The sequence below is a fragment of the Gammaproteobacteria bacterium genome, from assembly GCA_015709635.1.
Lineage (GTDB): Bacteria > Pseudomonadota > Gammaproteobacteria > Burkholderiales > Nitrosomonadaceae > Nitrosomonas.
Window position 1 is genome coordinate 1,607,254 of the sequence record CP054180.1, and the last position, 26,347, is coordinate 1,633,600.

At 47.8% G+C, this 26,347-nt stretch carries 24 protein-coding genes and 2 pseudogenes; 20 read left to right on the forward strand and 6 right to left on the reverse strand.

The genetic code is table 11. From position 1 onward, the window contains the following. Positions 1-27: 27 nt before the first annotated feature. The 14 genes from leuD to HRU78_07520 all read left to right on the forward strand — a co-directional run bounded on the left by leuD (position 28) and on the right by HRU78_07520 (position 15,724). A complete protein-coding gene (gene leuD, locus HRU78_07455; protein QOJ23503.1) occupies positions 28-666 on the forward strand; it encodes a 3-isopropylmalate dehydratase small subunit in 639 nt (212 codons plus the stop codon). Between the two features lie 25 nt (positions 667-691). Beyond that, on the forward strand, positions 692-1,753 hold the full coding sequence (gene leuB / locus HRU78_07460; protein QOJ24965.1) for a 3-isopropylmalate dehydrogenase: 1,062 nt from the start codon (positions 692-694) through the stop codon (positions 1,751-1,753). Between the two features lie 75 nt (positions 1,754-1,828). Then, on the forward strand, positions 1,829-2,941 hold the full coding sequence (asd, locus tag HRU78_07465) for an aspartate-semialdehyde dehydrogenase (protein QOJ23504.1): 1,113 nt from the start codon (positions 1,829-1,831) through the stop codon (positions 2,939-2,941). A gap of 202 nt (positions 2,942-3,143) precedes the next feature. Continuing rightward, positions 3,144-5,636, forward strand: coding sequence for a LysM peptidoglycan-binding domain-containing protein (locus HRU78_07470; GenBank protein QOJ24966.1), 2,493 nt, complete (start codon positions 3,144-3,146; stop codon positions 5,634-5,636). Between the two features lie 49 nt (positions 5,637-5,685). Continuing rightward, positions 5,686-6,483, forward strand: a complete 798-nt coding sequence (truA, locus tag HRU78_07475) for a tRNA pseudouridine(38-40) synthase TruA (protein QOJ23505.1) — start codon at positions 5,686-5,688, stop codon at positions 6,481-6,483. Positions 6,484-6,509: 26 nt separating this feature from the next. Continuing rightward, positions 6,510-7,127, forward strand: coding sequence for a phosphoribosylanthranilate isomerase (locus HRU78_07480; protein ID QOJ23506.1), 618 nt, complete (start codon positions 6,510-6,512; stop codon positions 7,125-7,127). Continuing rightward, positions 7,124-8,323: a tryptophan synthase subunit beta gene (gene trpB, locus HRU78_07485; GenBank protein QOJ23507.1), complete on the forward strand. Its 1,200-nt coding sequence runs from the start codon at positions 7,124-7,126 to the stop codon at positions 8,321-8,323. The genes HRU78_07480 and trpB overlap by 4 nt, the downstream gene beginning before the upstream one ends. A 123-nt stretch (positions 8,324-8,446) precedes the next feature. Further along, complete coding sequence (locus tag HRU78_07490) at positions 8,447-9,247, forward strand: tryptophan synthase subunit alpha (GenBank protein ID QOJ24967.1); 801 nt, start codon at positions 8,447-8,449, stop codon at positions 9,245-9,247. 34 nt (positions 9,248-9,281) lie between these two features. Then, a complete protein-coding gene (locus HRU78_07495; protein QOJ23508.1) occupies positions 9,282-10,151 on the forward strand; it encodes an acetyl-CoA carboxylase carboxyltransferase subunit beta in 870 nt (289 codons plus the stop codon). Positions 10,152-10,175: 24 nt separating this feature from the next. Continuing rightward, complete coding sequence (gene folC, locus HRU78_07500; protein ID QOJ23509.1) at positions 10,176-11,471, forward strand: bifunctional tetrahydrofolate synthase/dihydrofolate synthase; 1,296 nt, start codon at positions 10,176-10,178, stop codon at positions 11,469-11,471. A gap of 24 nt (positions 11,472-11,495) precedes the next feature. Then, positions 11,496-12,224 (forward strand): SPOR domain-containing protein, encoded by a 729-nt coding sequence (locus tag HRU78_07505; GenBank protein ID QOJ23510.1) that lies wholly within the window; start codon positions 11,496-11,498, stop codon positions 12,222-12,224. Between the two features lie 64 nt (positions 12,225-12,288). Continuing rightward, the gene (locus tag HRU78_07510) at positions 12,289-12,795 is read left to right on the forward strand and encodes a CvpA family protein (protein ID QOJ23511.1); all 507 of its coding nucleotides are present in this window, start codon (positions 12,289-12,291) and stop codon (positions 12,793-12,795) included. A gap of 115 nt (positions 12,796-12,910) precedes the next feature. Then, positions 12,911-14,431, forward strand: a complete 1,521-nt coding sequence (purF, locus tag HRU78_07515; protein ID QOJ23512.1) for an amidophosphoribosyltransferase — start codon at positions 12,911-12,913, stop codon at positions 14,429-14,431. A 117-nt stretch (positions 14,432-14,548) separates the two neighbouring features. Then, a complete protein-coding gene (locus tag HRU78_07520) occupies positions 14,549-15,724 on the forward strand; it encodes an O-succinylhomoserine sulfhydrylase (protein ID QOJ23513.1) in 1,176 nt (391 codons plus the stop codon). Between the two features lie 57 nt (positions 15,725-15,781). Here the strand turns inward: HRU78_07520 and HRU78_07525 are convergent, their stop codons facing one another. After that, the gene (locus tag HRU78_07525; GenBank protein QOJ23514.1) at positions 15,782-16,273 is read right to left on the reverse strand and encodes a peptidyl-prolyl cis-trans isomerase; all 492 of its coding nucleotides are present in this window, start codon (positions 16,271-16,273) and stop codon (positions 15,782-15,784) included. A gap of 69 nt (positions 16,274-16,342) precedes the next feature. Next, positions 16,343-16,912 (reverse strand): peptidyl-prolyl cis-trans isomerase, encoded by a 570-nt coding sequence (locus HRU78_07530; GenBank protein QOJ23515.1) that lies wholly within the window; start codon positions 16,910-16,912, stop codon positions 16,343-16,345. Between the two features lie 138 nt (positions 16,913-17,050). Between HRU78_07530 and HRU78_07535 the strand changes: the two genes are divergently transcribed. Further along, positions 17,051-18,433, forward strand: a complete 1,383-nt coding sequence (locus HRU78_07535; GenBank protein ID QOJ23516.1) for a cysteine--tRNA ligase — start codon at positions 17,051-17,053, stop codon at positions 18,431-18,433. 17 nt (positions 18,434-18,450) lie between these two features. Here the strand turns inward: HRU78_07535 and HRU78_07540 are convergent, their stop codons facing one another. From HRU78_07540 to motA, 3 genes are read right to left on the reverse strand one after another with little or no spacing between them, the layout of a single operon-like run. Next, the gene (locus HRU78_07540) at positions 18,451-19,203 is read right to left on the reverse strand and encodes a class I SAM-dependent methyltransferase (protein QOJ23517.1); all 753 of its coding nucleotides are present in this window, start codon (positions 19,201-19,203) and stop codon (positions 18,451-18,453) included. Between the two features lie 18 nt (positions 19,204-19,221). Beyond that, positions 19,222-20,133, reverse strand: coding sequence for a flagellar motor protein MotB (gene motB / locus HRU78_07545; GenBank protein ID QOJ23518.1), 912 nt, complete (start codon positions 20,131-20,133; stop codon positions 19,222-19,224). 41 nt (positions 20,134-20,174) lie between these two features. After that, a complete protein-coding gene (gene motA, locus HRU78_07550; protein QOJ23519.1) occupies positions 20,175-21,035 on the reverse strand; it encodes a flagellar motor stator protein MotA in 861 nt (286 codons plus the stop codon). Positions 21,036-21,519: 484 nt separating this feature from the next. On the opposite strand from motA, the pseudogene ada reads away from it, so the two are divergent. Beyond that, positions 21,520-22,600: pseudogene (gene ada, locus HRU78_07555) on the forward strand (bifunctional DNA-binding transcriptional regulator/O6-methylguanine-DNA methyltransferase Ada). Positions 22,601-22,640: 40 nt separating this feature from the next. On the opposite strand, the gene HRU78_07560 reads toward ada, so the two are convergent. Further along, complete coding sequence (locus tag HRU78_07560) at positions 22,641-23,795, reverse strand: hypothetical protein (GenBank protein QOJ23520.1); 1,155 nt, start codon at positions 23,793-23,795, stop codon at positions 22,641-22,643. A 515-nt stretch (positions 23,796-24,310) separates the two neighbouring features. On the opposite strand from HRU78_07560, the gene HRU78_07565 reads away from it, so the two are divergent. The 4 genes and pseudogenes from HRU78_07565 (at position 24,311) to HRU78_07580 (ending at position 26,252) form a co-directional block, all read left to right on the forward strand. Next, the gene (locus HRU78_07565) at positions 24,311-24,499 is read left to right on the forward strand and encodes a hypothetical protein (protein QOJ23521.1); all 189 of its coding nucleotides are present in this window, start codon (positions 24,311-24,313) and stop codon (positions 24,497-24,499) included. A 137-nt stretch (positions 24,500-24,636) separates the two neighbouring features. Further along, a complete protein-coding gene (locus HRU78_07570; GenBank protein QOJ23522.1) occupies positions 24,637-24,825 on the forward strand; it encodes a hypothetical protein in 189 nt (62 codons plus the stop codon). 29 nt (positions 24,826-24,854) lie between these two features. Further along, complete coding sequence (locus HRU78_07575) at positions 24,855-25,706, forward strand: transposase (protein QOJ23523.1); 852 nt, start codon at positions 24,855-24,857, stop codon at positions 25,704-25,706. A 103-nt stretch (positions 25,707-25,809) separates the two neighbouring features. Beyond that, a pseudogene (locus HRU78_07580) lies at positions 25,810-26,252 on the forward strand (Tn3 family transposase). Positions 26,253-26,347 lie beyond the last annotated feature (95 nt).

The following is a 26,347-nucleotide window of genomic DNA, read 5'->3' on the forward strand; positions in this document are numbered from 1 at the left end:
TGTGTAAGCAATTGCACAAATAAATAAATGGAAAAATTTCATACTCTTACCGGTTTGGTGGCGCCACTGGATCGTGCCAATGTCGATACCGATGCCATCATTCCGAAGCAATTTCTCAAATCAATCAAGCGTTCCGGTTTTGGCCAGAATCTATTCGATGAATGGCGTTATCTCGATCACGGAGAACCAGGGATGGATCCGGCGCAACGCCAACCGAACCCGGAGTTTATATTGAATCAACCGCGCTACCTGGGTGCGCAAATATTGCTGGCACGCGCCAATTTCGGTTGCGGATCGAGCCGTGAACACGCGCCGTGGTCGCTGCAGGATTACGGTTTCCGCGTCATCATCGCTCCCAGTTTTGCCGATATTTTTTTCAATAACTGCTTCAAAATCGGTTTGCTGCCGGTTGTTCTGGATGAGGCGGTACTGGATCGCTTATTTGAAGAAGTCAAAACAACGGAAGGATACCGCTTGACGGTGGATCTTCAGAAACAAACCGTGACGACACCGCAAAATAAAGTGTATGCATTTGAAGTGGATACTTTCCGCAAACATTGCCTGCTCAATGGTTTGGATGAAATCGGCCTGACTTTGCAGCACGCGGAAAAGATTAAACAATTTGAACAGAAACGGCACAGTGAACAGCCTTGGCTATTCATGTGAAATTAGCGTTAAAAATTAACATATGATGAAAATTGCTGTTTTATCCGGTGATGGGATCGGACCTGAAATCGTTGCACAAGCTGTGCGCGTATTGGATGTATTAAAAAAAGACGGCTTAGCGATTGAGCTGGAGTATGGCTTGATTGGCGGCTGTGCTGTGGATGCTACGGGAGAACCGTATCCGGAAGCGACGCACCGGTTGGCGAGTCAAGCGGATGCGGTGTTACTCGGTGCTGTCGGTGGTCCGCGCTACGATACTTTGCCGCGTCAGCAACGCCCGGAACGCGGCTTGCTTGCCATACGTAAAGAACTGGGTTTGTTTGCAAATCTGCGTCCAGCGCTACTCTATCCGGAACTGGCCAATGCCTCCAGTTTGAAATACGAAGTGGTTGCGGGGCTCGATATCATGATTGTGCGTGAATTGACCGGTGATATTTATTTCGGCGAGCCGCGCGGGATTGAAACACGCGATGGGCAGCGTGTCGGTTACAACACGATGATTTACAGTGAATCAGAAATACGGCGCATTGCCCATGTTGCTTTCCAAGCGGCGGCTAAACGGCAAGGCAAGTTGTGCTCCGTGGATAAAATGAACGTGCTGGAATGCACGCAATTATGGCGCGATGTTGTGATTGAAGTTGCGTATGAATATCCGCAAGTGACGCTGTCGCATATGCTGGTTGATAACGCCGCGATGCAATTGGTGCGCAATCCGAAACAATTTGATGTCATCGTTACCGGAAACATGTTTGGCGATATTTTGTCTGATGAGGCTTCAATGTTGACAGGATCGATCGGAATGCTGCCTTCGGCTTCTTTGGATGAAAATAATAAAGGTTTATATGAACCTATTCATGGCTCGGCGCCGGATATTGCCGGCAAGGATCTGGCTAATCCATTGGCGACGATATTGTCGGCTGCCATGATGCTGCGTTATACCTTTAATCAGGAAGCAGCGGCGCAGCGCATAGAAAATGCCGTCAAAAAAGTTCTGGCGATGGGTTTCCGCACAAAAGATATCGATGAACCTGGAATGAAATCGGTTGGCACAAAAGCAATGGGCGATGCAGTGTTGTCGGCGATGTAAAGAGGTTTCCACGGATCATCGATTGAGGTGTTTTTTTGATTAATCAGTTGTCAATTTTAAGGTAAGAGATAAGCAATGAAACAAGTGGGTTTTGTTGGTTGGCGTGGTATGGTCGGTTCCGTATTAATGCAAAGAATGCGGGAAGAAGATGATTTTTCTCTGATTGATCCTGTATTTTTTACAACCTCGCAAAGAGGTGGCGCAGGTCCTGAAATTGGCAAGGAAACTTCTCCGCTGAAAGATGCTTTTGATATTGATCAGCTCAGTGCAATGGATGTTATTATTTCCTGCCAAGGCGGTGATTACACCAATCAAGTTTTTAAACAATTGCGTCAGTCCGGCTGGCAAGGTTATTGGATCGATGCGGCATCCGCATTGCGCATGGAAAAGGACGCCGTGATCATATTGGATCCGGTCAATATGCCGGTAATCGAACAAGCGTTGCATGACGGGGTAAAAAATTATATCGGCGGTAACTGCACGGTCAGCTTGATGTTAATGGCAGTCGGCGGGCTTTTTGAGAAAGGCATGGTGGAATGGATGAGCGCCATGACGTATCAAGCAGCATCCGGCGCCGGCGCCAAAAATATGCGTGAGTTACTGCAGCAAATGGGCGAAGCGCATCGCGTAGCGAAAGATTTACTCGATAATCCCGCATCCAGCATTCTGGAAATCGACCGTGAAGTTGCCGGCACATTGCGCGATAAAAAATTCCCAACGGAGAATTTCGGCGTGCCGCTCGCGGGAAGCTTGATTCCTTGGATCGATAAAGAAGTTGCCAATGGACAAAGCCGCGAAGAATGGAAGGGACAGGCAGAGACCAACAAAATTCTCGGTAGAGGTGATCAGCAAATTCCCGTGGATGGAATTTGTGTGCGTGTCGGCGCGATGCGTTGCCACAGCCAGGCCCTTACCATCAAGCTAAAACAAGATGTGCCTTTGGACGAAATCGAGGACATTATCGCGAGTTCGAATGACTGGGTGCAGATTGTTCCTAATGAAAGAGAAGCAACAACTTCAAAATTGACCCCGACAGCCGTCACCGGCTCGTTATCGATACCGGTAGGCCGGTTGCGAAAGCTGGCGATGGGTAACGAATATTTGTCCGTTTTTACCGTCGGCGACCAATTATTGTGGGGCGCAGCGGAACCACTACGCAGAATGTTGCGCATCCTCATTCAGCATTGAAATTCTCATTTCTTGATACTTTAGTTACATTCTCATAATTATAGGTTTGTTTTATATGAATTAGCCCGTAATTTAAGGCATAATCCCAGCTTACGTGATTGCGTCACAGTGTTAGCCTTTCGAAATCTTTTTTCAAAAAAACTGAGAGGGTACTTCGGTGTATAAAACATCCTTTAGAGTAAGCTTGTTTGTAATCATCCTGATGTTGCCATGGGCTGTTATTCAAGCCGCGGGATTAGGTAAGTTGACACTTAATTCCGCTTTGGGGCAACCGCTTGCTGCTGAAATCGATATTGTCACGACCAGTAGCGATGATGTGTCATCTCTAAAAGCCAGTATCGCGCCCCGGGAAGCATTCACGCAAGCCGGTATCAGTTACGAACCGGTTCTATCCACAATCAAAGCTTCAGTGGAATCACGAGCCAACGGTAGCCCATACATCAAATTGTCATCACCGCAGGCCGTCAACGATCCTTTTTTGATGGTACTACTGGAATTGAATTGGTCTTCAGGACGTATACTGCGCGAATATACTGTTCTGCTTGATCCTATCGAAGCCAATACACAAAATATTGCCGCAGCAAGCACCAATTCCACTCCGGTGATAGTTGCAACTCAATTGAATGAAGAGAAAGCACCTGCGGATGAAAAAAATAAGCGGGGTGTGAATTCTTCCGGAACGAAAACGAAAAATAACGCTCCCGGATCCGGCAAGAAATCCTACGGGCCGGTAAAGCGCGGCGATACGCTGTCATCCATCGCCCGTCAGGTATTGCCGGCCGGTGTCGATCTTAATCAAATGCTCGTGGCACTTTATCATGCCAATCGCGATGCCTTCATTGCCGATAATATGAATCTGCTCAAAACCGGTACCGTTCTGAAGATACCGGAGAAGAATGAAATAGCGGCCGTTGATGCATCAACAGCACAAGCTGAGATTAAAATGCAAACCGCCGATTGGCGCAGCTATCGAAGTAAACTCGCCGATATCAGCCGGGAATCTCCGGCGCAGCACACGATTAGCCAGTCGGATCAAGGTCATATTACTACCACACTGGATAAGAAATCTGCGGCAACGCCGCACGTTTCTAAAGAAGTCCTGAAGTTATCGAGCGGAGCGCAATTACCCGATAAGGACGGTAAGATTCCGGATTCTACGCTGGTTGATCGTCTGCGGATGATGGAAGAAGATGCCATTGCACGCAATCTTGCTCTGAAAGAAGCGAACGAGCGCGTGGCGATGCTGGAAAAAAGCATCGAGAACTTGAAACAGCTGCTGGAATTGAAGGATTCCGTTCTGGCGCAAGCGCAACTCAAAGCTGACCCGTCTCATAAGACTGCCGCTAAGCCGGAAGTGCAATCGTCGGTTGCAGTAGAATCCTCACCTGGGAAAGATACCAAAACGGAATTGAGTTTAGCTGCGGTGCCAGCGCAACAACCGCTCGCGGTTCAGCCGGCAAGCGAAGCAACCGCCAAAAGCCCGCCAGTCACTGCGCCTCCTCCAGCTTCTCTAGCACCGGACACTGAAAATCGTTCGTGGATTGATTTGCTATTTGGCTATATTGAATATATTGCTGGCGCGCTAATTTTAGGGTTGCTGCTGGTTCTGTTAATGATCAAAAGACGGCGCAAGCAGCAAGAAGCAGTCGAAGAGGAAGAAGACACGAGAAAAGAGAATTTCTCTTCCGCAATGCGTTCACGCATGTCAACCATGGCGGCTACCGGGGCGGCTGCGGCAGTCGCTGCTGATTCGTTTGCATCCGAAAACACGGAAGATGATCTAACTTATCAGAATTTAGATTCGTATTCTGAGGATGAAGAGTTTGATAAAGAAGCAAAGTACGATGAAGATCATGCTCCAAGGTATGAAGCTGCAACGGAATTGCCAGCTGACGACGAGCCATTGATAGCGGATTTGCAATCGGATGAGCAGCCAGTCAGCCAAAATGTGCGCGGTGATTTTGCAGAAGATTATGAGCAACCGGCCGATTCCGGGAGTGATGCGACAAGCTCGGTGAATCAAATTGATTTTGATTTGAGCGATGAAGTTGATGAGATTAAGCATCATGCGGCGCTGGATCAATCGCTTGCGGATGACGAAGCGGGATTATTGAATGCCGGCGAAGATTCGAAAGCACCTGAGAGTGCTGCAGATTACGCACTGGAAATCAATTTTGACGACTCGGAAAAATCTCTGGATGCTGTCAATCTCAACGACGATAATGTTTTCGACAATGAGAAAATGGATTTGGATTTTGATCTGGGAGATTCGGTTGGCTCGGGTATTGATCTGACTAAAGATGAAGCGGCAAGTGAAATCGAATTTCCATCAACCGGTGACGAATCGGCTGCAGATCAAAGCAAGACAATATCCGGATTACGTGATGAGCCCTTGGAATTTGATCAAATTCCGGATATCGCGCAAAAAGCACCTGTGGCAAATATATCTGAGCTTGAATTGGCTCATATTAACTTGAATCTTGAGGATTCCGATCAAGAAAACGAAAAGGAAGAAAATCTGGATTTAAGCGAAAAGAGCGAACAATGGCAGGAAGTGGAAACCAAGCTCGATCTGGCAAAAGCTTACCAGGAAATGGATGATAAGGAAGGCGCTAGAGAAATGCTTGAGGAAGTAATCCGGGACGGCGACGAAAAACAAAAGAAAGCAGCAAAGCAAATGCTGAAGAGTTTGTAAGAATCACGATCGGATGGTATTGATCAACCGGTGACAGCATTTTTTGTTCGTGCGCGTAGTTCTTGTTTTAGAGTATGACGGCAGCCGTTATTGCGGATGGCAAAGCCAACCGCAAGGCTGCTCGATCCAGGATGTGCTGGAAACAGCCTTATCGAAAATCGCGCAAGAAAAAATCCGTATCATTACCGCCGGACGCACCGATACAGGAGTGCATGCACTCTATCAAGTGGTACATTTCGATACATTGGCGCAGCGCCCGGTCGGTGCCTGGATACGCGGCGTCAATGCATTATTGCCCAATGATATTGCGGTACTCTGGGCAAACGAAGTATCCGGCGAATTTCACGCCAGGTATAGTGCAAAGGAGCGACGCTACTTATATTTGTTATTGAATCAGCCGGTGCGACCAGGAATTAATAATAATAAAGTCGGCTGGTATCATCACCCGTTAGAATTGGCAAAAATGCAGGCTGCGGGCAATATTCTCATCGGTGAACATGATTTCTCTTCATTTCGAGCCGCCGAATGTCAAGCAAAATCCCCGGTACGGACAATCACCCGGCTAACCATCACCCGACAAGGGAATATATTGGTTTTCGATATATGCGCTAACGCATTTCTGCATCACATGGTGCGCAATATCATTGGTTGTCTTGTTTATGTCGGCAAAGGGAAGTATTCTGCCGAATGGATGCGAGAATTATTGGCAAGCTGTGACCGGACGTATGCCGCACCTACATTTTCCTCTGCGGGTTTGTATCTGGCCGGTGTGAAGTATGACACGTGCTGGGGCATGCCGGAATTTTCTCCGATGCCGGTCATTGCCAATTCATCGTTTCATGATTAAGTTACAAAAAAGATTATAAAAATCCCATGTCAGTGCGCGTAAAAGTATGTGGAATCACCCGTAGCGAAGATGCAAAAGCGGCAATTCAATCCGGTGCAGATGCCATCGGTTTTGTTTTTTGGCCGCAGAGTGCACGCTATATCGATGCGGATTCGGCGCGCCGGATTGTTGAAGTGATACCGCCTTTTGTCTGTACCGTCGGGGTGTACGTTGACCCGGATGTTGCCTGGGTTGAGGAAACCGCACGAGTTGCCAAACTTAGCCTGCTACAATTTCACGGCGACGAGTCACCGGAATTTTGCAATCAATTTTCACAGCCTTATATTAAGGCGATTCGCGTCAAAGCGGATACAGATTTGCTACAATATGCAGAACGTTACAAGACAGCAAAAGGATTATTGCTCGATACTTATGCTGCCGACATGCCTGGCGGCACCGGTCATATTTTTGATTGGCAGCTTATCCCGCAGCAACTGCCGTTACCACTGATTCTGTCCGGTGGTTTAAATCCAGATAATGTGACGAATGCAATCAAGCAAACAAAACCGTGGGCGGTGGATGTTTCAAGCGGCGTGGAAGCATCAAAGGGTATTAAAGATGAGAAAAAAATTATTGCTTTCATGCGAGGAGTTAAACAATCGTGAGTGCTTATGATCTGCCGAATAAAGAAGGTCATTTCGGTCCGTATGGCGGTATATTTGTCGCCGAAACATTAATCTCGGCACTGGAAGATTTGCGCAAGCAATACGAATTTTATCGTGACGACCCGGAATTCAAGGCGGAATTTGCGTATGAATTGAAACATTACGTCGGACGTCCCAGTCCTATTTATCATGCAAAAAGATGGTCTGAGCACTTAGGCGGTGCGCAGATTCTATTGAAACGCGAAGATCTGAACCACACCGGCGCACATAAAATCAACAATACGGTAGGACAGGCGCTTTTGGCACGGCGGATGGGGAAAAAACGGGTCATTGCGGAAACCGGTGCGGGTCAGCATGGTGTGGCAAGTGCCACGGTAGCCGCGCGCTATGGCATGGAGTGCGTGGTCTACATGGGTTCCGAAGACGTAAAACGCCAAGCGACCAATGTGTACCGCATGAAACTGCTGGGTGCGACCGTAGTACCGGTGGAATCAGGGTCCAAGACCTTAAAAGATGCGCTGAATGAAGCCATGCGCGATTGGGTCACCAATGTCGAAAATACGTTTTATATCATCGGGACTGTGGCGGGGCCGCACCCTTATCCGATGATGGTCAGGGATTTTCAGGTGGTCATCGGGAATGAAGCCAAAGTACAAATGCAGGAAGATTTCAATCGCCAACCGGATGCATTGATCGCATGTGTCGGTGGCGGATCGAATGCGATCGGCTTGTTTTATCCATACATTGACGATACCGATGTTCGCTTGATCGGCGTGGAAGCAGCGGGAAAAGGCGTTGATACAAACCAGCATGCGGCAACCTTATCCACAGGCAAACCTGGCGTATTACACGGTAACCGCACTTATCTTATCCAGGATGAAAATGGTCAGATCATTGAGACCCATTCCATTTCAGCCGGTCTTGATTATCCCGGCGTGGGACCGGAACATGCCTGGCTTAAAGATTGCGGACGGGCGGAATATGTTGCGATTACCGACGATGAAGCGCTGGAAGCGTTTCATACACTGTGCCGCTTTGAAGGCATCATGCCGGCGCTGGAGTCCAGTCATGCACTGGCTTATGCTGCCAAATATGCACCTACTTTACCGAAAGACAAATTGTTGCTGGTGAACTTATCCGGACGGGGCGACAAGGATATGGCGACTGTCGCGCAAATGTCCGGTTTGACGCTGTAATCAATGGTATCCGGTATTGCGATATGCGCAGTTTTTCTAAAAAAGCATTAAGAATAGGTTGAGCTGATGAGCTTTATTAAGAATTTAATGGGTATTTTCGGTGGCCAGGGTGATACAGAGAAAATAAACCGTATTGCTAAGGTATTCGCTGCATTAAAAAAACAAAACCGAAAGGCGTTGATTCCGTTTATTACCGCTGGCGACCCAAACCCGGAAATAACCGTGCAATTGATGCACCAACTGGTTCAATCGGGTGCCGACATCATCGAGTTGGGCATTCCTTTCTCCGATCCCATGGCGGATGGACCGACCATTCAAAGATCGTCGGAGCGTGCACTGAAGCATCACGTCAGTTTGAATAATGTTCTAGACATAGTCAGCGAGTTTAGAAAATCGGATACGAATACGCCGGTAGTCTTAATGGGATATGCCAATCCGGTAGAGGCTCTGGGTTACACAGCATTTGCCGCTAAAGCGAAAGATTGCGGCGTCGATGGCGTTCTCATCGTCGATTATCCTCCTGAAGAATCTGCTGAATGGGTGCAGTGCCTGGAACAACAGGAAATTGATGCGATCTTTTTGCTGTCCCCGACGACACCGCAAACGCGTATCGAGCAAGTGGCAAAAATGGCCAAAGGTTACGTATACTACGTTTCGTTAAAAGGAGTGACCGGCGCATCGCACCTGGATCTTCAAGATGTCAGTGCGATGTTGAAGCAATTGCGTCAATACATTTCGTTGCCGATCGGTGTCGGATTCGGTATCCGCGACGGGGTAACGGCCAGAGCGGTTGCCGATCTGGCCGATGCCGTAGTGGTCGGCAGCCGGATCATCGAGGAAATCGAGAAATCCCCGGAAGCCGAAGTGCTGGGTAATGTCGGGAATTTGATCAGTACCTTGCGTAAAGCCATTGATGAAAATTGAAACAATGTTTAACCCGTTTTAGGAAACGTTGCACATGAGCTGGTTTCAGAACATTATCCCGCCAAAAATCAAAAGAAAAGAAGCAGGTGAAAAGAAAATCGTACCGGAAGGCCTGTGGAGTAAGTGCCGTACCTGCGAAGCGGTTTTATATTACACCGATCTGGCTAAGAATCTGAATGTTTGTCCTAAATGTGATTTTCATAATCGCGTTTCGGCGAGAAACCGTCTCGATCAATTGCTCGATCCGGAAGGCCGTTATGAAATCGGTGCTGAAGTAGCCGCCACCGATGCATTGAAATTTAAAGACAGTAAGCGCTATGTCGATCGCTTGGCGCAAGCGAAGGAAAATACCGACGAGCAGGATTCCTTAGTGGTAATGCAGGGAACCATCAAAACGATGCCGGCCGTTGTTGCGGTCTTTGAGTTCGGTTTTATGGGCGGTTCGATGGGCTCCGTTGTGGGCGAGCGCTTTGCGCGCGGTATCAAGGCTTGCATCGATCTGCACTTGCCATTCATATGCTTCAGTGCGAGCGGCGGTGCGCGCATGCAGGAGGGCTTGTTTTCGTTAATGCAAATGGCGAAAACAACCGCTGCGCTAACCAAGCTCAGTCATCATAAATTACCGTTCATATCGATTCTGACCGATCCTACCATGGGAGGCGTATCGGCCAGTTTTGCTTTCCTCGGCGATGTGGTGATCGCCGAACCCGGAGCTCTGATCGGTTTTGCCGGTCCGCGTGTTATTGAACAAACAGTGCGCCAAACTCTTCCGGAAGGTTTTCAGCGGGCCGAATTCCTATTGCAGCATGGTGCGATTGATATGATCGTCGATCGCAGACAAATGCGCGACAAAATTGTCAGTCTGTGCACACAACTGATGCGTGTTCCCGAACCCACAACTTAGATCCTCACATCTGATTCCTATTCAATGCATGCACCCAGTAGTGAAACCGGCTCGCTTGCAGATTGGTTAGCGTATCTCGAATTGCTTCATCCCAAAACGATCGAAATGGGACTGGAGCGTGTCAACCGGGTTCGAACTAAACTGAAATTAGCGCCGCAATTTCCCATTATCGTGGTAGGCGGCACGAATGGTAAGGGATCCGTTTGTGCGATGCTGGAGTCGATCTTATTTTGCGCCGGATATAAAGTGGGTTGTTATACCTCACCGCATTTGCTGCGCTATAACGAACGTGTTCGTGTGAATAAAAGAGAAATCGGCGATGAGGAGCTTTGCCATGCCTTTGCGCAAGTTGATGAAGCCCGGAAAGATTGTGATACATCGCTAACTTTCTTTGAATTTGGCACATTAGCTGCGATTTATTCGTTTATTCAAGTGCATGTGGATGTGGCGATTCTGGAAGTCGGCTTAGGCGGGCGCCTTGACGCTGTTAACATATTCGATGCGGAGTGCGCAATTTTGACGAGCATTGATCTTGATCATATCGATTACCTGGGAGATACCCGGGAACAAATAGGTTTCGAGAAAGCTGCGATTTTCAGAAAAAACAAACCGGCGATTTGTGCGGAAATCGATATACCGGATTCCGTTCGTCGGCAGGCAGAGCAAATCGGTGCGAAAATTCTCCTGATTAATCAGGAATTTGGTTTTTTAAATAAGCATACGCAATGGGATTATTGGGGTCCCAAAGGCAAGCGAAATTCTTTGCCTTTTCCTGCACTCCGTGGAGCTAAGCAACTGCAAAATGCGAGCGCCTGCCTGGCAGCATTGGATACGTTGCATGATGCGTTACCGGTCAGTATGAATGAAATCCGGCAAGGATTGAATGAAGCAGTGATACCCGGCAGATTCCAAGTGATCTCAACACAACCGATGACCATCCTGGATGTCGCTCATAATCCTGCAGCAGCTGCCGTTTTGTCGGAAAATTTGGCGGTAACCAAGCCGAATGGTCATACCTACGCCGTTTTTTCCATGTTGCAGGACAAAGATATTCAGGGTGTCATTCAAGCATTGAAAAATGACATCGATTTTTGGCTGGTATCCGCGATTGATTCTCCTCGCGCGGCACCGGTTGATTATTTAATCCGGGAAATTCATGAGGCAGGCATCACAAGCAATGAAAATGCCGTTTATCAATTCCCCGATTGTGTCGCGGCTTTTGTTTTTGCCTGTGAACATGCCGGCAAAAATGATAGAATTTGCGTATTTGGGTCTTTCTATACGGTAAGCGGCGTGTTGCAGTATTTGAACACACAATAGGGCAGGTAATAATCGATATCTCAAATGAATAAAAATATCAGCGAAGAAGAATTATTACTCAGAAAGCGCGCGAGACGCCGCTTGGTTGGTGCTATTGTGCTGGTTCTGACCGCTGTCATCATATTGCCGGCCATATTCGATGAGCCCAAAAGTGGAAGTGAGAAACAGGAAATCGCCATCAATTTACCGCCGGGCAAAAGCGCCAAGATCGATGTGACCCCGAAAGAAGAATTAATAAACCGTGAACTTCCCAATGAAGAAGATACGTCACCGGAATTGTCGAGCAGACCTAGAATGGGTGCGTCGACGCATGATGAATTCGCTGGCACATCAGGTGAACACAGGCGCATCCCTATCCCCGGTATTAAACCCAAAATCGACCGGCGTTTAGTAGCCGCCGCTCCCGAAGCAAAAAATGCATCAGCGGCAAAAGCTGCGCAGACTGCGACATCCGCACCTGCACCTGTGGCAACAATACCGGATAGTGCTGGAGCGACACCAGCAGCACCAGCAGCGGATACGGCGAAAAGCTTCGTTGTACAGCTAGGGGCATTTTCTGATCCGGTAAAAGCCAAGCAACAACAAGCAAATCTGCTGGCAAATGGTTTTAAAGCCTATACTGAAACACTGAAAGTTGATCACAATGAGGTAACGCGGGTAAGACTCGGTCCATTTATGACGCGAAGTGCCGCTGAAGCCGAATTAAAAAAATTAAAAAAGATCGGGTTGGACGGTGTAGTGGCTCCCAAGTAAGCTGATAACCGGGTAATTCTGACATTTTGTCACTAAACCAACTGGCACTGGACTGATTTTACTGATGACCGCATTTGATTATGTCGTTTCCGGTATTTTTCTTATTTCGGTAATTTTAAGTATTTACCGGGGATTTGTCCGGGAAGCGTTATCCATTGCCGGTTGGGTAGTCGCTTTTATCGTGGCGAGCGCTTATGCATCGTTTTTTGAACAATTTTTACCTGCCGAAATAGCCGGTGAAACACTACGCATCTCGATAGCATTTGTACTGACATTTCTTTCGGTGTTACTGATCACTGCAATGGCGACTATGTTGTTGACTACCTTGATCAAAGGCATCGGACTTGGTTTCATTGATCGATTGTTCGGCTCGGTTTTTGGTTTTTTACGGGCACTGGCAATTGTAACGTTACTGACCTTGATTGCTGGATTGACGACGATTCCCAATCAAGTATTCTGGCAGCGTGCGGTATTTAGCCGTCCATTGGAAGTGATTGCGCTACAGGTTTTACCTTGGCTGCCAACCGATCTGTCTAAACGCATTAGTTTTGAAAGAAAAGAAAATTCTTAAGATGATTCAGGAGCACTGCAATTTACCGTATCGCTCCAATGGATCGTCTGATAATAAATGGCATTTTAAATTCAAACGCTGAAGCTGATAAAAACAAAGTTTACGGAGCGCTTCTATGTGTGGAATTCTCGGTATTGTTGCAAAATCACCTGCCAATCAACTGCTTTATGATGGCTTGCTCATGCTGCAGCATCGCGGGCAGGATGCAAGCGGCATTGTAACGGCGCAAGGTAATACTTTTCACATGCATAAAGGCCTGGGTATGGTGCGGGATGTATTCCGTACCCGGAATATGCGGGCATTGTCCGGAAATATCGGCATCGGCCATGTGCGTTATCCGACAGCGGGATCGGCCAATTCGTCAGCCGAAGCGCAGCCTTTTTATGTGAACTCGCCGTTTGGGATCGTCTTGAGTCACAATGGCAACTTAACCAATGCGGCGCAACTGAATCAAGAATTGTTCAGAACGGACTTGCGGCATGTGAACACCAATTCGGATTCGGAAGTTTTACTGAATGTGCTTGCGCATGAGCTACAGGAAAGCACACGTAACTGTCAATTGGATCCGGATACGATCTTTGCTGCGGTAGCCGGTGTTCATAAACGTTGCAAAGGCGCGTATGCGGTGATAGCGATGATTGCGGGTTATGGACTGCTAGCCTTTCGTGATCCTTACGGCATACGCCCGCTGGTTTTCGGCAGCGCGGAAAATGAATTAGGTGATGAATATTTGATTGCATCGGAAAGCGTGGCTTTGGATACTTTGGGATTTAAATTGTTACGCGATGTGCAGCCCGGTGAAGCCATTTTTATCGATGAAGACGGTAATTTCTACAATAAACAGTGCGCACCCGACGCTTCGCTGAATCCCTGCATTTTTGAATATGTTTATCTGGCACGACCCGATTCGGTCATCGACGGAATTTCCGTTTATGAAACGCGATTGAACATGGGAGAGCATCTGGCCGAGAAAATCAAAAAAACGATGCCGCATTTGGAGATCGACGTCGTTATCCCGATACCGGATTCCAGTCGTCCCAGTGCCTTGCAACTTGCCAACAGCTTGGGCGTTGATTTTCGTGAAGGATTTGTCAAGAACCGTTACGTCGGCCGCACTTTTATCATGCCGGGCCAGCAGCAACGGCGCAAATCCGTGCGGCAGAAATTAAATGCCATGAGTATAGAATTTCGCGGCAAGAACGTGATGTTAGTGGATGACTCCATCGTCCGTGGAACCACAAGCCGTGAGATTGTTCAGATGGCGCGCGAGGCTGGCGCAAATAAAATTTATTTTGCTTCCGCGGCGCCGCCGGTACGCTATCCGAATGTCTATGGTATCGATATGCCGACACGCCAGGAGTTGATCGCGACTGATCGCACGCCAGAAGAGATTTGTAACGAAATCGGTGCAGATTTTTTATTTTTCCAGGACTTGGATGCACTGAGTCATGCGGTTTCAAAAGTATCGCCTGCCATCAATAGCTTTGAAACTTCGTGCTTTAACGGTAAATATATAACCGGCGATATCACGCCGGAATATTTACAAGCCATCGAATCGCAACGTAATTCCGGTCATTCGGTATTACAGACCAGAATCAATACACAATTAGATTTGAGTCTGGTTTTTTCCGATTAATGCACCGTATTGAAAATTAAGCAGGTATTCTGTCATTTTAAGCGCGTTATTCACTTTTTGCTCATAATAAACTTTCCAGGTCGTTAAAACGATCGTTTTCACTTAAGGTTTCATTCTATGTTCGATCATTTGCAGCCAGAAACACTCGCGCTTCATACGGGGATTCATCGCAGTCAATTCAACGAACATTCCGAAGCGATGTACCTGACGTCAAGTTTCGTTTTTGATAGTGCCGCACAGGCTGCTGCGCGTTTCTCCGGTAATGAGCCGGGCAATATCTACTCCCGGTTTACCAACCCCACCGTCACGGCATTCGAAGAGCGGTTGGCCGTATTGGAAGGTGCAGAAGCTTGTGTTGCGACTTCTTCCGGCATGTCGGCGATCTTGGCGTGCGTGATGGGACTGCTGTCCGCTGGCGATCATATTGTCGCATCGCGCAGCTTGTTTGGCGCAACGGTGAATTTGTTCAACAACATTCTGAAGCGTTTCAATGTCGATACGACATTTGTATCGGCAACGGATGTGCAATCATGGCAAGCGGCGATACAACCCAATACCAAGTTGTTTTTTCTGGAAACACCGTCCAATCCGTTAACGGAAATTTCCGATATTGCAGAACTCAGCAAGATTGCCAAGAAAGCAGGTATTTGGCTGGTTGTCGATAATTGTTTTTGCACCCCTATTTTGCAGAAGCCACTTGAATTGGGCGCGGATATCGTCATTCATTCCGCGACCAAATATTTGGACGGGCAGGGCCGGGTATTGGGCGGTGCTGTGCTCGGCAAGCGGGAATTGCTGATGGATGGCGGGATTTTTGGATTTCTGCGCACGGCCGGACCGACACTGAGTGCATTTAACGCCTGGGTGATATTGAAAGGCTTGGAAACGCTCAAGGTGCGCATCGAAGCACACTCCGCCAATGCGCTGCAAATGGCGCAATGGCTTGAATCACAGCCGAATGTGGCGCGTGTTTTTTATCCTGGTTTGGTATCGCATCCGCAACATACATTGGCAAAACATCAGCAAAAATCCGGCGGCGGAATTGTCACATTCGAAGTAAAAGGCGGCAAAGAAGCGGCTTGGCGTGTCATTGATTCGACACGCTTAATCTCGATTACCGCCAATCTCGGCGATGCCAAAAGCACATTGACACATCCGGCGACCACAACTCATGCGCGCATCAGTCAAGAAGCCCGGGATGCTGCGGGGATCTCCGATGGATTGTTGCGGATTGCGGTCGGATTGGAAGCGGTGCAAGATCTGCAAGCCGATTTGCAGCGCGGATTATCATAAAATTGACCGATCGAGTTGCGGAATCACTGCCGTGATTTTTACGTTGCAAGTGTTTCCTTAAATAACTTCGGCCTTCAGAATAACGACGTCTTCCAGCGGCACGTTTTGGTGGCCGGTATAATCACCGGTTTTGACCTTCTTGATTTTATCGATCACATCCTGACCTTCAATTACTTTGCCGAATACGCAATAACCATAACCTTGCGGTGTTGCCGATTTGTAATTCAGAAACCCATTATTGGTCACGTTAATAAAGAATTGCGCGGTTGCCGAATGAACATCGGCAGTGCGTGCCATCGCGATGGTATAGGCTTCATTTTTAAGCCCATTGGCAGCTTCATTATGAATCGGTGCTCGCGCCTTTTTTTGCTTCATACCGGGTTCAAATCCGCCGCCTTGAATCATGAAATCGTCAATAACACGATGAAATAACGTGTTGTCATAGAACCCACTGGTCACGTAATTTAAAAAATTCTGCACGGTTTCGGGTGCTTTCTCGCTGTCAAGTTCAAGCTTGATAATGCCAAAATTGGTTTGTAGTTCGACCATATCCATCCTATATAAATTATTAGATTCTTGTGATTGCGTATTTTTAAGAAAAATCCGAATAGAGTTTCTCTACGGCAGTTTTACGACATCTTCAATAATAACGCTGCTTTTCGGTACATCCCCGGAAAATGGACCGCCCGATCCGGTCGGCAGCGCAGCGATTTTGTTGACCACATCAATGCCGGCAACCACCTTACCGAATACCGCGTAGCCGTAACCGCTTGGTGACGGAGCTTTGTAATTGAGGAACGCATTGTTGGCGACATTGATAAAAAACTGCGCCGATGCCGAATGCGGATCCGAAGTACGTGCCATCGCAATGGTTCCGGTTTCGTTTTTTAAGCCATTGGCGGCTTCATTCTGGATCGGCGACCGTGCCGGCTTCTGCTTTAATGCTGCGTCAAATCCGCCGCCTTGAATCATGAATCCGGCAATGACGCGGTGAAATACGGTATTTTTGTAAAATCCTTCGTCCACGTATTGCAAGAAATTCTTCACAGTCTCGGGCGCTTTATCCGGATACAGTTCGAGCACGATACTACCGAGATTGGTTTTCATTTCAACCCGAAGTTCTGCGGCATAAATATTCAAACTGATCGAAGCTAGCAATAGAAAAATCAAAGTCTGACGCAGATGCATGATTAAGTGTCCTAATTGGTTGGTGGATAAGGGCTTGGCGCCTTGGTTATGTTATACTCGCAGGCTATTCGAATAGCGCGGAAATGACCGGATTCTATCAAGAAGAAAGCTGATTGCACAATTTTATCTGTTGACCTTATGCTTAAAATTTATAACTCGATTGCCCGGGAAAAACAAGATTTCATTCCAATAACACCTGGAAAGATAAAAATTTATGTCTGCGGCATGACCGTTTACGATTATTGTCATTTGGGTCATGCGCGGGTTCTGGTGGTTTTCGATACGGTTGTCCGTTGGTTCAAAGCCAATGATTTTGAAGTTCATTACGTGCGCAACGTAACCGACATCGATGACAAAATTATCAAGCGCGCACAGGAAAATAACGAGCCGATCGAAGCGCTGACGCAGCGCTTCATTCAAGCGATGAACGAGGATTCCACTGCATTGGGTGTCGCATTACCGAATCATGAACCGCGCGCAACCGGCTACGTCGAGCACATGATCGCCATGATCGGCAAGCTGGTTGGAAAGAATCTTGCGTATCAGGCGAAAAATGGCGATGTGTATTATTCCGTACATGATTTCCCCAGTTACGGAAAACTTTCCGGTAAATCGTTAAGCGACTTGCGTGCCGGTGAGCGCGTGGAAATCGATTCTAACAAAAAAGACCCGCTGGATTTTGTGCTGTGGAAATCGGCAAAACCGGGCGAACCGTTTTGGGAATCTCCTTGGGGCAGGGGACGTCCGGGCTGGCATATCGAATGCTCGGCCATGAGCGAACAGTTGTTAGGTATTCATTTCGATATTCACGGCGGCGGACAGGACTTGCAATTTCCCCATCATGAAAATGAAATCGCGCAAAGCGAAGGCGCGCATGATCATCCTTTTGTCAATTATTGGATGCACAACGGTTTTGTACGCGTCGACAATGAAAAGATGTCGAAATCGTTAGGCAATTTTTTCACCGTCCGCGAGATTCTGAAACTCTACCAACCCGAAGTCGTGCGCTTCTTTATTCTGCGCGCGCATTATCGCAGCCCATTGAATTATTCCGATCAGCATCTCAAAGACACCAAGCTTGCACTGGATCGTTTATACATTGCGCTAAAGGACGTCGAACCGGACTCAGCTGCCGCTATCGATTGGCACAACCCCCAGGCGCGCAAATTTAAAGACGCCATGAACGATGACTTCAACACACCGGATGCTATCGCCGTTTTGTTTGAGTTGGCAAGCGACATCAATAAAACGGGCTCGAAGGAGAATGCCGGTTTGCTTAAAACGCTGGGCGGTTTACTTGGTCTTTTGCAGCAAAATCCGCAAGCGTATTTGCAAAATACACCGGCCACTGGTGCATCGGATACGTTGACTGCGGATGATATCGAACAGTTGATTCAGCAGCGCATCAGCGCGCGTAAAGAAGGCCGCTATTCGGATGCCGATGCGATTCGTAAAAATCTTCAGCAACAGGGCATCATCTTGGAAGACAGCTCGCAGGGAACGGCTTGGCGGCGCGCTTAGCGAACGATCCTATTAAACTAAATTTTCCACAGATAAAGCGTGGAATTGGAAAAATCATCGAGTTTGATACTTTGGTTCGCGGCAACACCGGGAATGATGAACGTATTACTGATCAACAAACTGCCCGGACGCATTTCCTTGCAAGCCTTTTCCCACAGCGCCGCCATCGGCACCGGCGATAAGTAGGCATAAACGACATCGTACTGTGAAAAATCCTGCTGCCAGAAATCTCCCCAGGTTACTGCGCAATTTTTAGCGCCAAACAGACTTCTTAATTTACTGATCAGGAAGGGCAGGGGCGCCGCTTCAATACCGTGAAACACACCATTGCGGTTTTTCTGCGCCAGATGACTTAACAAACCGCCGCATCCGCTGCCCAAATCGACAAAAGAAAACCGGTTGCTTTCCGGTAATAGCGATTGCAGCACCTGAGTCACCCGGTTGCTGGAGAGATATAGCGGTACTTGAGTTTTATAAGTTTTGCCATAGATCAGCCATAGACCGAGAAAAAGCACCAGGCACGCTGTTGAGGAAATATTCAATGCCAATGCAACGACAACCAGCGGGATAAAGGCGAAATGGATCGGCATCCACCACACCGGCATGCGCAGCGCATAACTGAATAATCCCGCCGCCAATCCTTGCAGCAGACTCCATTCGAATAAGCTCAACCCGATCGTCGCCTGCGAGACGATGATTGCGTAAACCAGCAAGATAGTAACGATCTGAATAAGCAGTGCAATAATACCGGGATGAATTCTTTTTAACATGGCCGGCCGCTCAATGAATTAAGGATTTCGCAACATTTCGCTATCCGGCTCAGCCTGCATATCGATATCGATCGTCTGATCATCCATCGTGACGGCTTTCTCGGCTCTTTCGTTCATGACCACGATGCTGATACGGCGGTTGATCGGATTGAGCGGCTCACTCTTGTCGAACAGCACAGCGGAAGACAAACCGATCACTTGCAACACTTTGTTGGTATCCATGCCGCCGATGATCAATTCACGGCGCGAAGCATTTGCACGGTCTGCCGATAATTCCCAGTTGCTGTAACCTTTGTCGCCGGACGGGAACGGTTTGCCGTCGGTATGACCGGACAAGCTGATTTTGTTGTCGACATCATTCAGCATTTTGCCGATCTCGCGCAGAATGGTTTTCGTGTATGGTTGCAATTCCGCTTTGCCGAGCGCAAACATTGGGCGGTTCTGCTCGTCGACAATTTGAATCCGCAATCCATCCGAAGTGATATCGAGCAACAGCTGGTTGGAGAACTTTTTCAACGAAGGATTGTTTTCGATCGCTTCCTCGATTTTTTTCTTCAACCCTTCCAATTTGACACGCTCAATGCGTTCCTTGATGATTTTCTTGGCTTTTATGTCGTCCTTAATCTCGCCTTTCTTCACTTCGCCGTGCTGGCGCGTGAGATCGGTGCCGCCGCCTTTCAGCACGCTGCTGGTTTCGCCGATGGATGATCCGCCCATCATGGCGACTTTCAGCGGTGTTTTGAAATACTCCGAGATACCTTCCAATTGACTTTTGGTCGACGACCCCAGCAGCCACATAAGCAGAAAGAACGCCATCATGGCGGTCACGAAGTCAGCGTAAGCAATTTTCCAGGCGCCGCCATGGTGCCCGCCAGCGACTTTCTTGACTCGCTTGATGACTATCGGGCGTTGGGAAAGATCATCAGCCATAATGGTTCTCGCAGTTCAAGTGAAGGACGATTGTGCAGCAATTATTTTGATTTGCTTTGTTTGACATGCTCTTCCAATTCCAGGAAAGACGGTCTTTCGGTCGTGAATAGCACTTTGCGACCGAATTCAACTGCCAGAACAGGCGAATAACCGTTCAAATTGGCCAGTAATGTGATTTTGATACACTCGAACATCTTGCTGGATTCATGAAGATTATGTTCTAGCTTGTTCGCCAGCGGACCGACGAATCCATACGCCAATAAAATTCCCAAGAATGTACCGACCAGCGCGGCGGCGATCAGAATACCCAGCTCTGCGGGGGGAAGATGCACCGATTCCATGGTGTGCACCACGCCCATGACCGCAGCGACAATACCGAAAGCCGGTAATCCGTCGCCGAGTTTGGCGACCACATGAATCGGTACTTCGCCTTCCTGATGATGCGTTTCCAATTCACTGTCCATCAGGCTTTCTATTTCGAGCGAATTGAGGTTGCCGCCCACCATCAAGCGCAAATAGTCGGTGATGAATTCGGTGATATGGTGATCGGCCAGGATATCCGGGTATTTGGTGAAAATCGGACTGTTGGCGGGATCGTCGACATCGCCTTCGATCGACATCAACCCTTCTTTGCGGATTTTGCTGAGCACTTCGTACAGCAACGTCATCAAATCCATGTACAACGCTTTGGTGTATTTGGAGCCTTTGAAAACGGTCGGTAACGCTTTCATCGTGGCTTTGAGCGCTTTGCTCGAATTGCCGACGACAAACGCACCGATTGCGGCGCCACCGATCATAAGCAACTCGACCGGTTGCCACAGCGAAGCAAGATGTCCGCCCGCCAGTGCAAAACCGCCGAAGACAGAAATGATGATGATGAGATAACCAACGGATACAAGCATTGCGATGACTCCCTCGAATGTAATTACGCAACTTTTGATGGCAAATTCTTGGAGTGAGAAGTTAGCACACCGTGACGCAATTCATTCTTGAGGATAAGGTCGGTTTTTTCCCGGTATTTTCAGCTTCTTTTATTGCTGCTGAATTCTCTTCGCAGAAACAAGATGTAAGTTGTTCATGCGGATACTGCTATTTATGAGGGGAACACAGAATTAGGAAAAAACTGCACGTTAGCGTCTATGATAGGCTGACTATTATCGATGATGGATGTAACTGATATTCGCGTTACCGCTGAATATTAATTCCTGAGTCTTTAAGAAATTTGTACACCGTCGAACGACCAATGTTATAACATTTTAGACAGTTAAGTAATGCTGCACTTATTCTGATAAAGAGCTAATTCAAATTTGAAAGCAAGACTCGGAGTGTTCGAAAGCGGCGATTTACGTAAATTTGCGGCGTGAATCAACGAAAACAGGAGTCAACATACCGAACCCGACTAAAACTGACGCTTTGCCAACAGAGAACGATCCGCGTTGGCAAGCCGTGCTGGCTCGCGATCCAGCTGCCGATGGCCGCTTTTTCTATTCGGTTAAAACCACCGGCGTCTATTGCCGTCCGTCCTGTCCGGCTCGTACCGCCAAACCGGAAAATGTGCAGTTCCATCTTACCCGGAAAGAGGCGGAATCTGCTGGATTCCGCCCCTGTCGGCGCTGTAAACCGGATCAGCTATCCTTGCATAAACAACACGCCGATAAAGTCACCGAAATCTGCCGTTTGCTGGAAACGGCGGAAACCGAGCCCAGTCTTGCCGAGTTGGCGGCTATTGCCGGGCCGAGTGCTTTTCATTTCCACCGGATTTTTAAAGCAATCACCGGTTTGACACCGAAAGCCTATGCGGCGGCTCAGCGCAGCAATCGAATCAGGAGCCAATTAGCGAACAGTCAGTCGGTAACCGCTGCTATCTACGATGCCGGTTACAACTCCAACAGCCGTTTTATGAACAATCGCCACAACTGTTAGGTATTTAGGTATGACGCCATCCGACTATCGTGCCGGCGGCACGAATCGCCGGATTCGCTTTGCATTGGGCGAATGCTCACTCGGTTCTATTCTGGTAGCAGCCAGCGAAATCGGGATTTGCGCCATTGCTTTGGGCGACGATCCAGACCGCCTGGCTCGGGAGTTACAAGACCGTTTCCCTCAGGCCGAATTGATCGGCGGCGATCATGAGTTTGAGCAATGGGTCGCAAAAGTAGTCGGTTTTGTCGAAGCCCCGGTCATCGGTCTGGATTTGCCATTAGATATGCGCGGCACCGCCTTTCAACAACGGGTTTGGCAGACCTTGAGGCAAATCCCGGTTGGCGAAAAAGTGAGCTACACGGAGATTGCTCAACGTATCGGCGCACCCAAAGCGGTGCGGGCAGTCGCCGGTGCTTGTGCGGCCAATACGTTGGCGGTGGCGATTCCTTGTCACCGGGTCGTCCGCTCGGACGGCAGTTTATCCGGTTATCGTTGGGGAGTTGAGCGCAAAGCCGAGCTGTTACGGCGGGAGAGTCAAACATGAATACTCGTGTAATTTCTTGCACACTGCCGCTGCCTACGAATTACCGTAGATTATGTACCCATTTGTACCGGCTTGGATTTTCACGAAGCAGGAATGCTTTTATCTCCTGGCGTTTGGTCTCGTCCGCACGCAGTATGATTCCACGCAAATCACGATCAATCGACCGCTCACTGGCTCCAAGTTCTTTCGCCTTCTTATACCATTCTGACCCGGCGCTGTAATTTCCCATCTCGATATTTACAGCGCCCAATAAGGTACAAGGTCGGAAATCCTTCGGTGTCAAAGCATGCGCCTGCTCGCCAAATTTTAATGCTTCATCAAAGCGATTCAAATCCCGCATCACACCGCCATGAGTTGTGCAAATAGCGGAATTCAGTTTGGGGGCTATTCTGCGCGCGGCAGGAATCGAGTTCAGTAATTCATGGGCTTTTTTGGATTGGTTGCACTTTCGGTAGTGGCCACTTGCATTAACCGTGTTCCATAAGTCATTCGTCCGCTTGTACTCGGCCGCATAGAACTCGGCTTCTCGCTCATGAAAGGCCGCTTGAAGACTCTCTGTGTAGTATTCTTCGCCATCTGTGGTAAGCCAAACAATGTCATCGTCTGCGAGGCGATTGCCACCGTCGAGGCGATGAAGAATACCCATCAGACGCGCAAAAAACTCTTTTTCGATGGACTGATCAAGGCCGTAACGCCGTCGAAGCATTTGGTTTTTTATTTTGGCTATGTACTTTGGATCGCTCTCACGCTTCCACCGTTTGCGCTCATAATTGGCTTGGCGAATAGCCTCTCGGGCCTTTGCTTCTTCGATCATCCGCAACCGTGCGGTTTCTTCTTTTTGTTTTTCAACTTTGAAGGCATGCTCACGAGCAACCTGCTCTTGGGCTGCACTCTTACGGAACGTTTCATAGTTGATTTCACCCCGTGCAAGCCGGGTCAGATTAAAAAGCCCTTGTTGCTGCAAGTACATCGCTGCGTCCAATGCAAGCGGACGGCCTTGCTCTAAGTTTTCGATAATATTGTTCAGACGAGTCGCTGGGACAACCGCTCCCGGAAGGTCGGTCACGAAATATTTGCTAGCAAGGTCAATACGATTTGAATCCATAACCACTTTCTTAGGCAATTCTGATCGGTAGCCAAAAACGTTTCTAGAATTTGGTCGAGTTTGTTTAAGTATTTTGGGGATTCGACTCATAACAGGTATTGTTGATTACTTAAATGTCGCGACATTCATTATTATTCACGAAGTATAATGCAGAAATGAGCAGGCCGATTAAGTAGAGTTTTGTAATTTTTATCTATATTTTTCTGCTACATAACGGCAAGAAACAATATTAAATTTAACAATAATCTAATTTTAATCGCAAGTCGGAGTTTGCTTTGCTGTAGTCCCGGCTAGTATGGCGGTTGACTCGGCGGCTCCGGTTGCCTTCGTCGATTCAAGTTATCCCGGCAACCTTATCTTATTTGGAGAATGATAATGTCAGAAGCGAATAAAGCGATTGTAACCCATTGGTTTACGGAGTTTTGGGGCAACCACTTATCCACAGATGCGCATTATCCTGCGCTCTATTTTCCCCTGGTCATTTTTCAATCGTAATGGCTGGTCAATTTTAAACCGGTATCAACACTTTGATGACTTTCAACAGCGCCAAGGCAAACTGTTACAACTTTTGGTCAATGAGCATACCACGCTGCGCATCAAGGAAGATGACAGTAACCTTCCCGCTGGGCGGTGCATCCGCTATGGCAAGATTTATAGAGCAAGTTGCAAGAATCGAGATCCTGGAAGGATTAGAGACTTTAAACGATCTGGACATGAATGCGCTACTTGAAGAGCGCAAGATGCGCATCGCCATCAGCGTATATGGCTATCTCAAGCGCATGGCAGCCATTTAATGTTTACAGCACGGCAAAGACAAGATTTCCGTTACGGAAGCGCAAGCACTCCTGAGCATGGTTGTCCGGCATGTTCATAACCCCTTGTCTTGGTCATTTGACGTTGAAGAGCGCGTGACAGAAATGAGGCTTGGCAAATGGTAGCGCTGCAAGCGATTCTGAAAGCGCTTGACCAAAGCAAAAATGAAGCACTGTTACTGGCGCAAAGCTCTTTGCCGCAATCGCAGTTTGAAGCATTTCGTAAAATTTATCTCAACATCTTCGGCAAGAATGGATTGAAAAAGGAACTGGCAAGGCAGATCGGAAGCAGGAAAGGGCAGGAATAGATCATGCAAAAAAGGAGGTGCCATAATGCGTGAACGAACCCGACAATTTAGAAATTGTGATAGGTTTTAGCCCTGACTTACAGGAGCAAACTATCCAAGCCGGAGAATTGCGCTTGATAAAGTCTTTTCTTGTCCTTCCTGCCAGAATCGACTATTTATGTGATGAGATGGTCTTTGATGTTCAAGAAGTGATTGCTGATCGTGGGTATGGCCGAGGGCCGACTTATAGTGCATTCAGGCAACGCAAGATACGCACTTATATACCACTGCACGATGCCCGCCTGGGTAAAGGCAAACTTACGCTGACTACGTTCAAGTATCACAGTCAAACTGATCGATACCAATGTCCAGAAGAGTATTTTCTCTACCCTTATGAAAAATTGGATAATGAGCTGATCAAACGATACCGAATCACTGGCGGGTACTGTCGCCAATGCAGCAAGCGAGCAGATTGCTTACCCGACTCAGCCAAAAGCAGAGCCCGGTTTGTCTATCGAAGTCCGCATCAGCATGAAATCGATAAGGTTCGTGCACGGCAAGAAACCAGAGCTTTTATCTCCAAGATGATACTGCGCAAATGGACGATAGAAGGATTATTCGCTGAAGCCAAACAATTCCACGGACTAAGGCGCGCCCGTTATCGGGGATTACAGAAAGTATCGATTCAAGCTCTGATGACTGCAATGGCGCAGAATATCAAGCGAATCATTAAACAATTACTTGATATTTATAGGGACTTAGGAAGATATCCGTATCTCAGAAAAGAAATATTGAATCCACAAAATTATCCGTTCTACTTTAAGCACATGCCCAGAACTTTTCTTTATAAACCCGCCTTGGCATATAACCAGCTTTTTCAACAGGCCGCAGATTTGATCTGACAGAAGGGTCTTGCCAAAGGGTGGGATTACCCGGTTTGATAGAGGTGCGAAACTTTATCAACCATGCGCGCAAGCGCAAAGGAGTAATCCCATGAGTAGTATTCAACAGAGTAGGCTTGCCATTGCATTGCACGAACTGGGCCGAATTGAACGTTCCCTGTTCATTTTAGATTGGCTACAAAATGTTGAATTACGTCGCTGCGTTCATGCCGGGTTAAATAAAGGTGAGGCTCGCAACGCTTTGGCCAGAGCGGTGTTTTTTAATAGGCTGGGAGAAATCCGCGACCGAAGTTTCGAGCAGCAACGCTATCGAGCCAGTGGCCTCAATCTGGTGACTGCTGCGATAGTGTTATGGAACACGATCTATCTTGAAAAACTATCGAGTCACAAAGAACACAAGGTAAATATGTTGACGATACACTGTTGCAATATCTATCCCCGCTTGGTTGGGAACATATCAACCTGATTGGCGATTATGTTTGGAGACAAAATAGAAAAAACGATGACGGGCAATTTCGGCCTTTGCGAACCACTGAGAAAAATTAAACTCGGATAGTCAGCCTATCATAGACGCTAACGTGCAGTTTTTTCCTAATTCTGTGTTCCCTCCTTGATGAGAAAGATGATCTTCTCACGAATAC

Bases quoted from the DNA above. Each gene is read 5' to 3' on its own strand.
- HRU78_07570 (QOJ23522.1), top strand. From the start codon at position 24,637: ATGGTAGCGCTGCAAGCGATTCTGAAAGCGCTTGACCAAAGCAAAAAT.
- HRU78_07540 (QOJ23517.1), bottom strand. From the start codon at position 19,203: ATGTTAAAAAGAATTCATCCCGGTATTATTGCACTGCTTATTCAGATC.
- HRU78_07480 (QOJ23506.1), top strand. From the start codon at position 6,510: ATGTCAGTGCGCGTAAAAGTATGTGGAATCACCCGTAGCGAAGATGCA.
- HRU78_07525 (QOJ23514.1), bottom strand. From the start codon at position 16,273: ATGGTCGAACTACAAACCAATTTTGGCATTATCAAGCTTGAACTTGAC.
- HRU78_07535 (QOJ23516.1), top strand. From the start codon at position 17,051: ATGCTTAAAATTTATAACTCGATTGCCCGGGAAAAACAAGATTTCATT.
- leuB (QOJ24965.1), top strand. From the start codon at position 692: ATGAAAATTGCTGTTTTATCCGGTGATGGGATCGGACCTGAAATCGTT.
- folC (QOJ23509.1), top strand. From the start codon at position 10,176: ATGCATGCACCCAGTAGTGAAACCGGCTCGCTTGCAGATTGGTTAGCG.
- motB (QOJ23518.1), bottom strand. From the start codon at position 20,133: ATGGCTGATGATCTTTCCCAACGCCCGATAGTCATCAAGCGAGTCAAG.
- HRU78_07495 (QOJ23508.1), top strand. From the start codon at position 9,282: ATGAGCTGGTTTCAGAACATTATCCCGCCAAAAATCAAAAGAAAAGAA.
- HRU78_07505 (QOJ23510.1), top strand. From the start codon at position 11,496: ATGAATAAAAATATCAGCGAAGAAGAATTATTACTCAGAAAGCGCGCG.
- HRU78_07565 (QOJ23521.1), top strand. From the start codon at position 24,311: ATGACAGTAACCTTCCCGCTGGGCGGTGCATCCGCTATGGCAAGATTT.
- motA (QOJ23519.1), bottom strand. From the start codon at position 21,035: ATGCTTGTATCCGTTGGTTATCTCATCATCATCATTTCTGTCTTCGGC.
- HRU78_07520 (QOJ23513.1), top strand. From the start codon at position 14,549: ATGTTCGATCATTTGCAGCCAGAAACACTCGCGCTTCATACGGGGATT.
- HRU78_07470 (QOJ24966.1), top strand. From the start codon at position 3,144: ATGTTGCCATGGGCTGTTATTCAAGCCGCGGGATTAGGTAAGTTGACA.
- asd (QOJ23504.1), top strand. From the start codon at position 1,829: ATGAAACAAGTGGGTTTTGTTGGTTGGCGTGGTATGGTCGGTTCCGTA.
- HRU78_07560 (QOJ23520.1), bottom strand. From the start codon at position 23,795: ATGAGTCGAATCCCCAAAATACTTAAACAAACTCGACCAAATTCTAGA.
- HRU78_07530 (QOJ23515.1), bottom strand. From the start codon at position 16,912: ATGCATCTGCGTCAGACTTTGATTTTTCTATTGCTAGCTTCGATCAGT.
- HRU78_07510 (QOJ23511.1), top strand. From the start codon at position 12,289: ATGACCGCATTTGATTATGTCGTTTCCGGTATTTTTCTTATTTCGGTA.
- purF (QOJ23512.1), top strand. From the start codon at position 12,911: ATGTGTGGAATTCTCGGTATTGTTGCAAAATCACCTGCCAATCAACTG.
- leuD (QOJ23503.1), top strand. From the start codon at position 28: ATGGAAAAATTTCATACTCTTACCGGTTTGGTGGCGCCACTGGATCGT.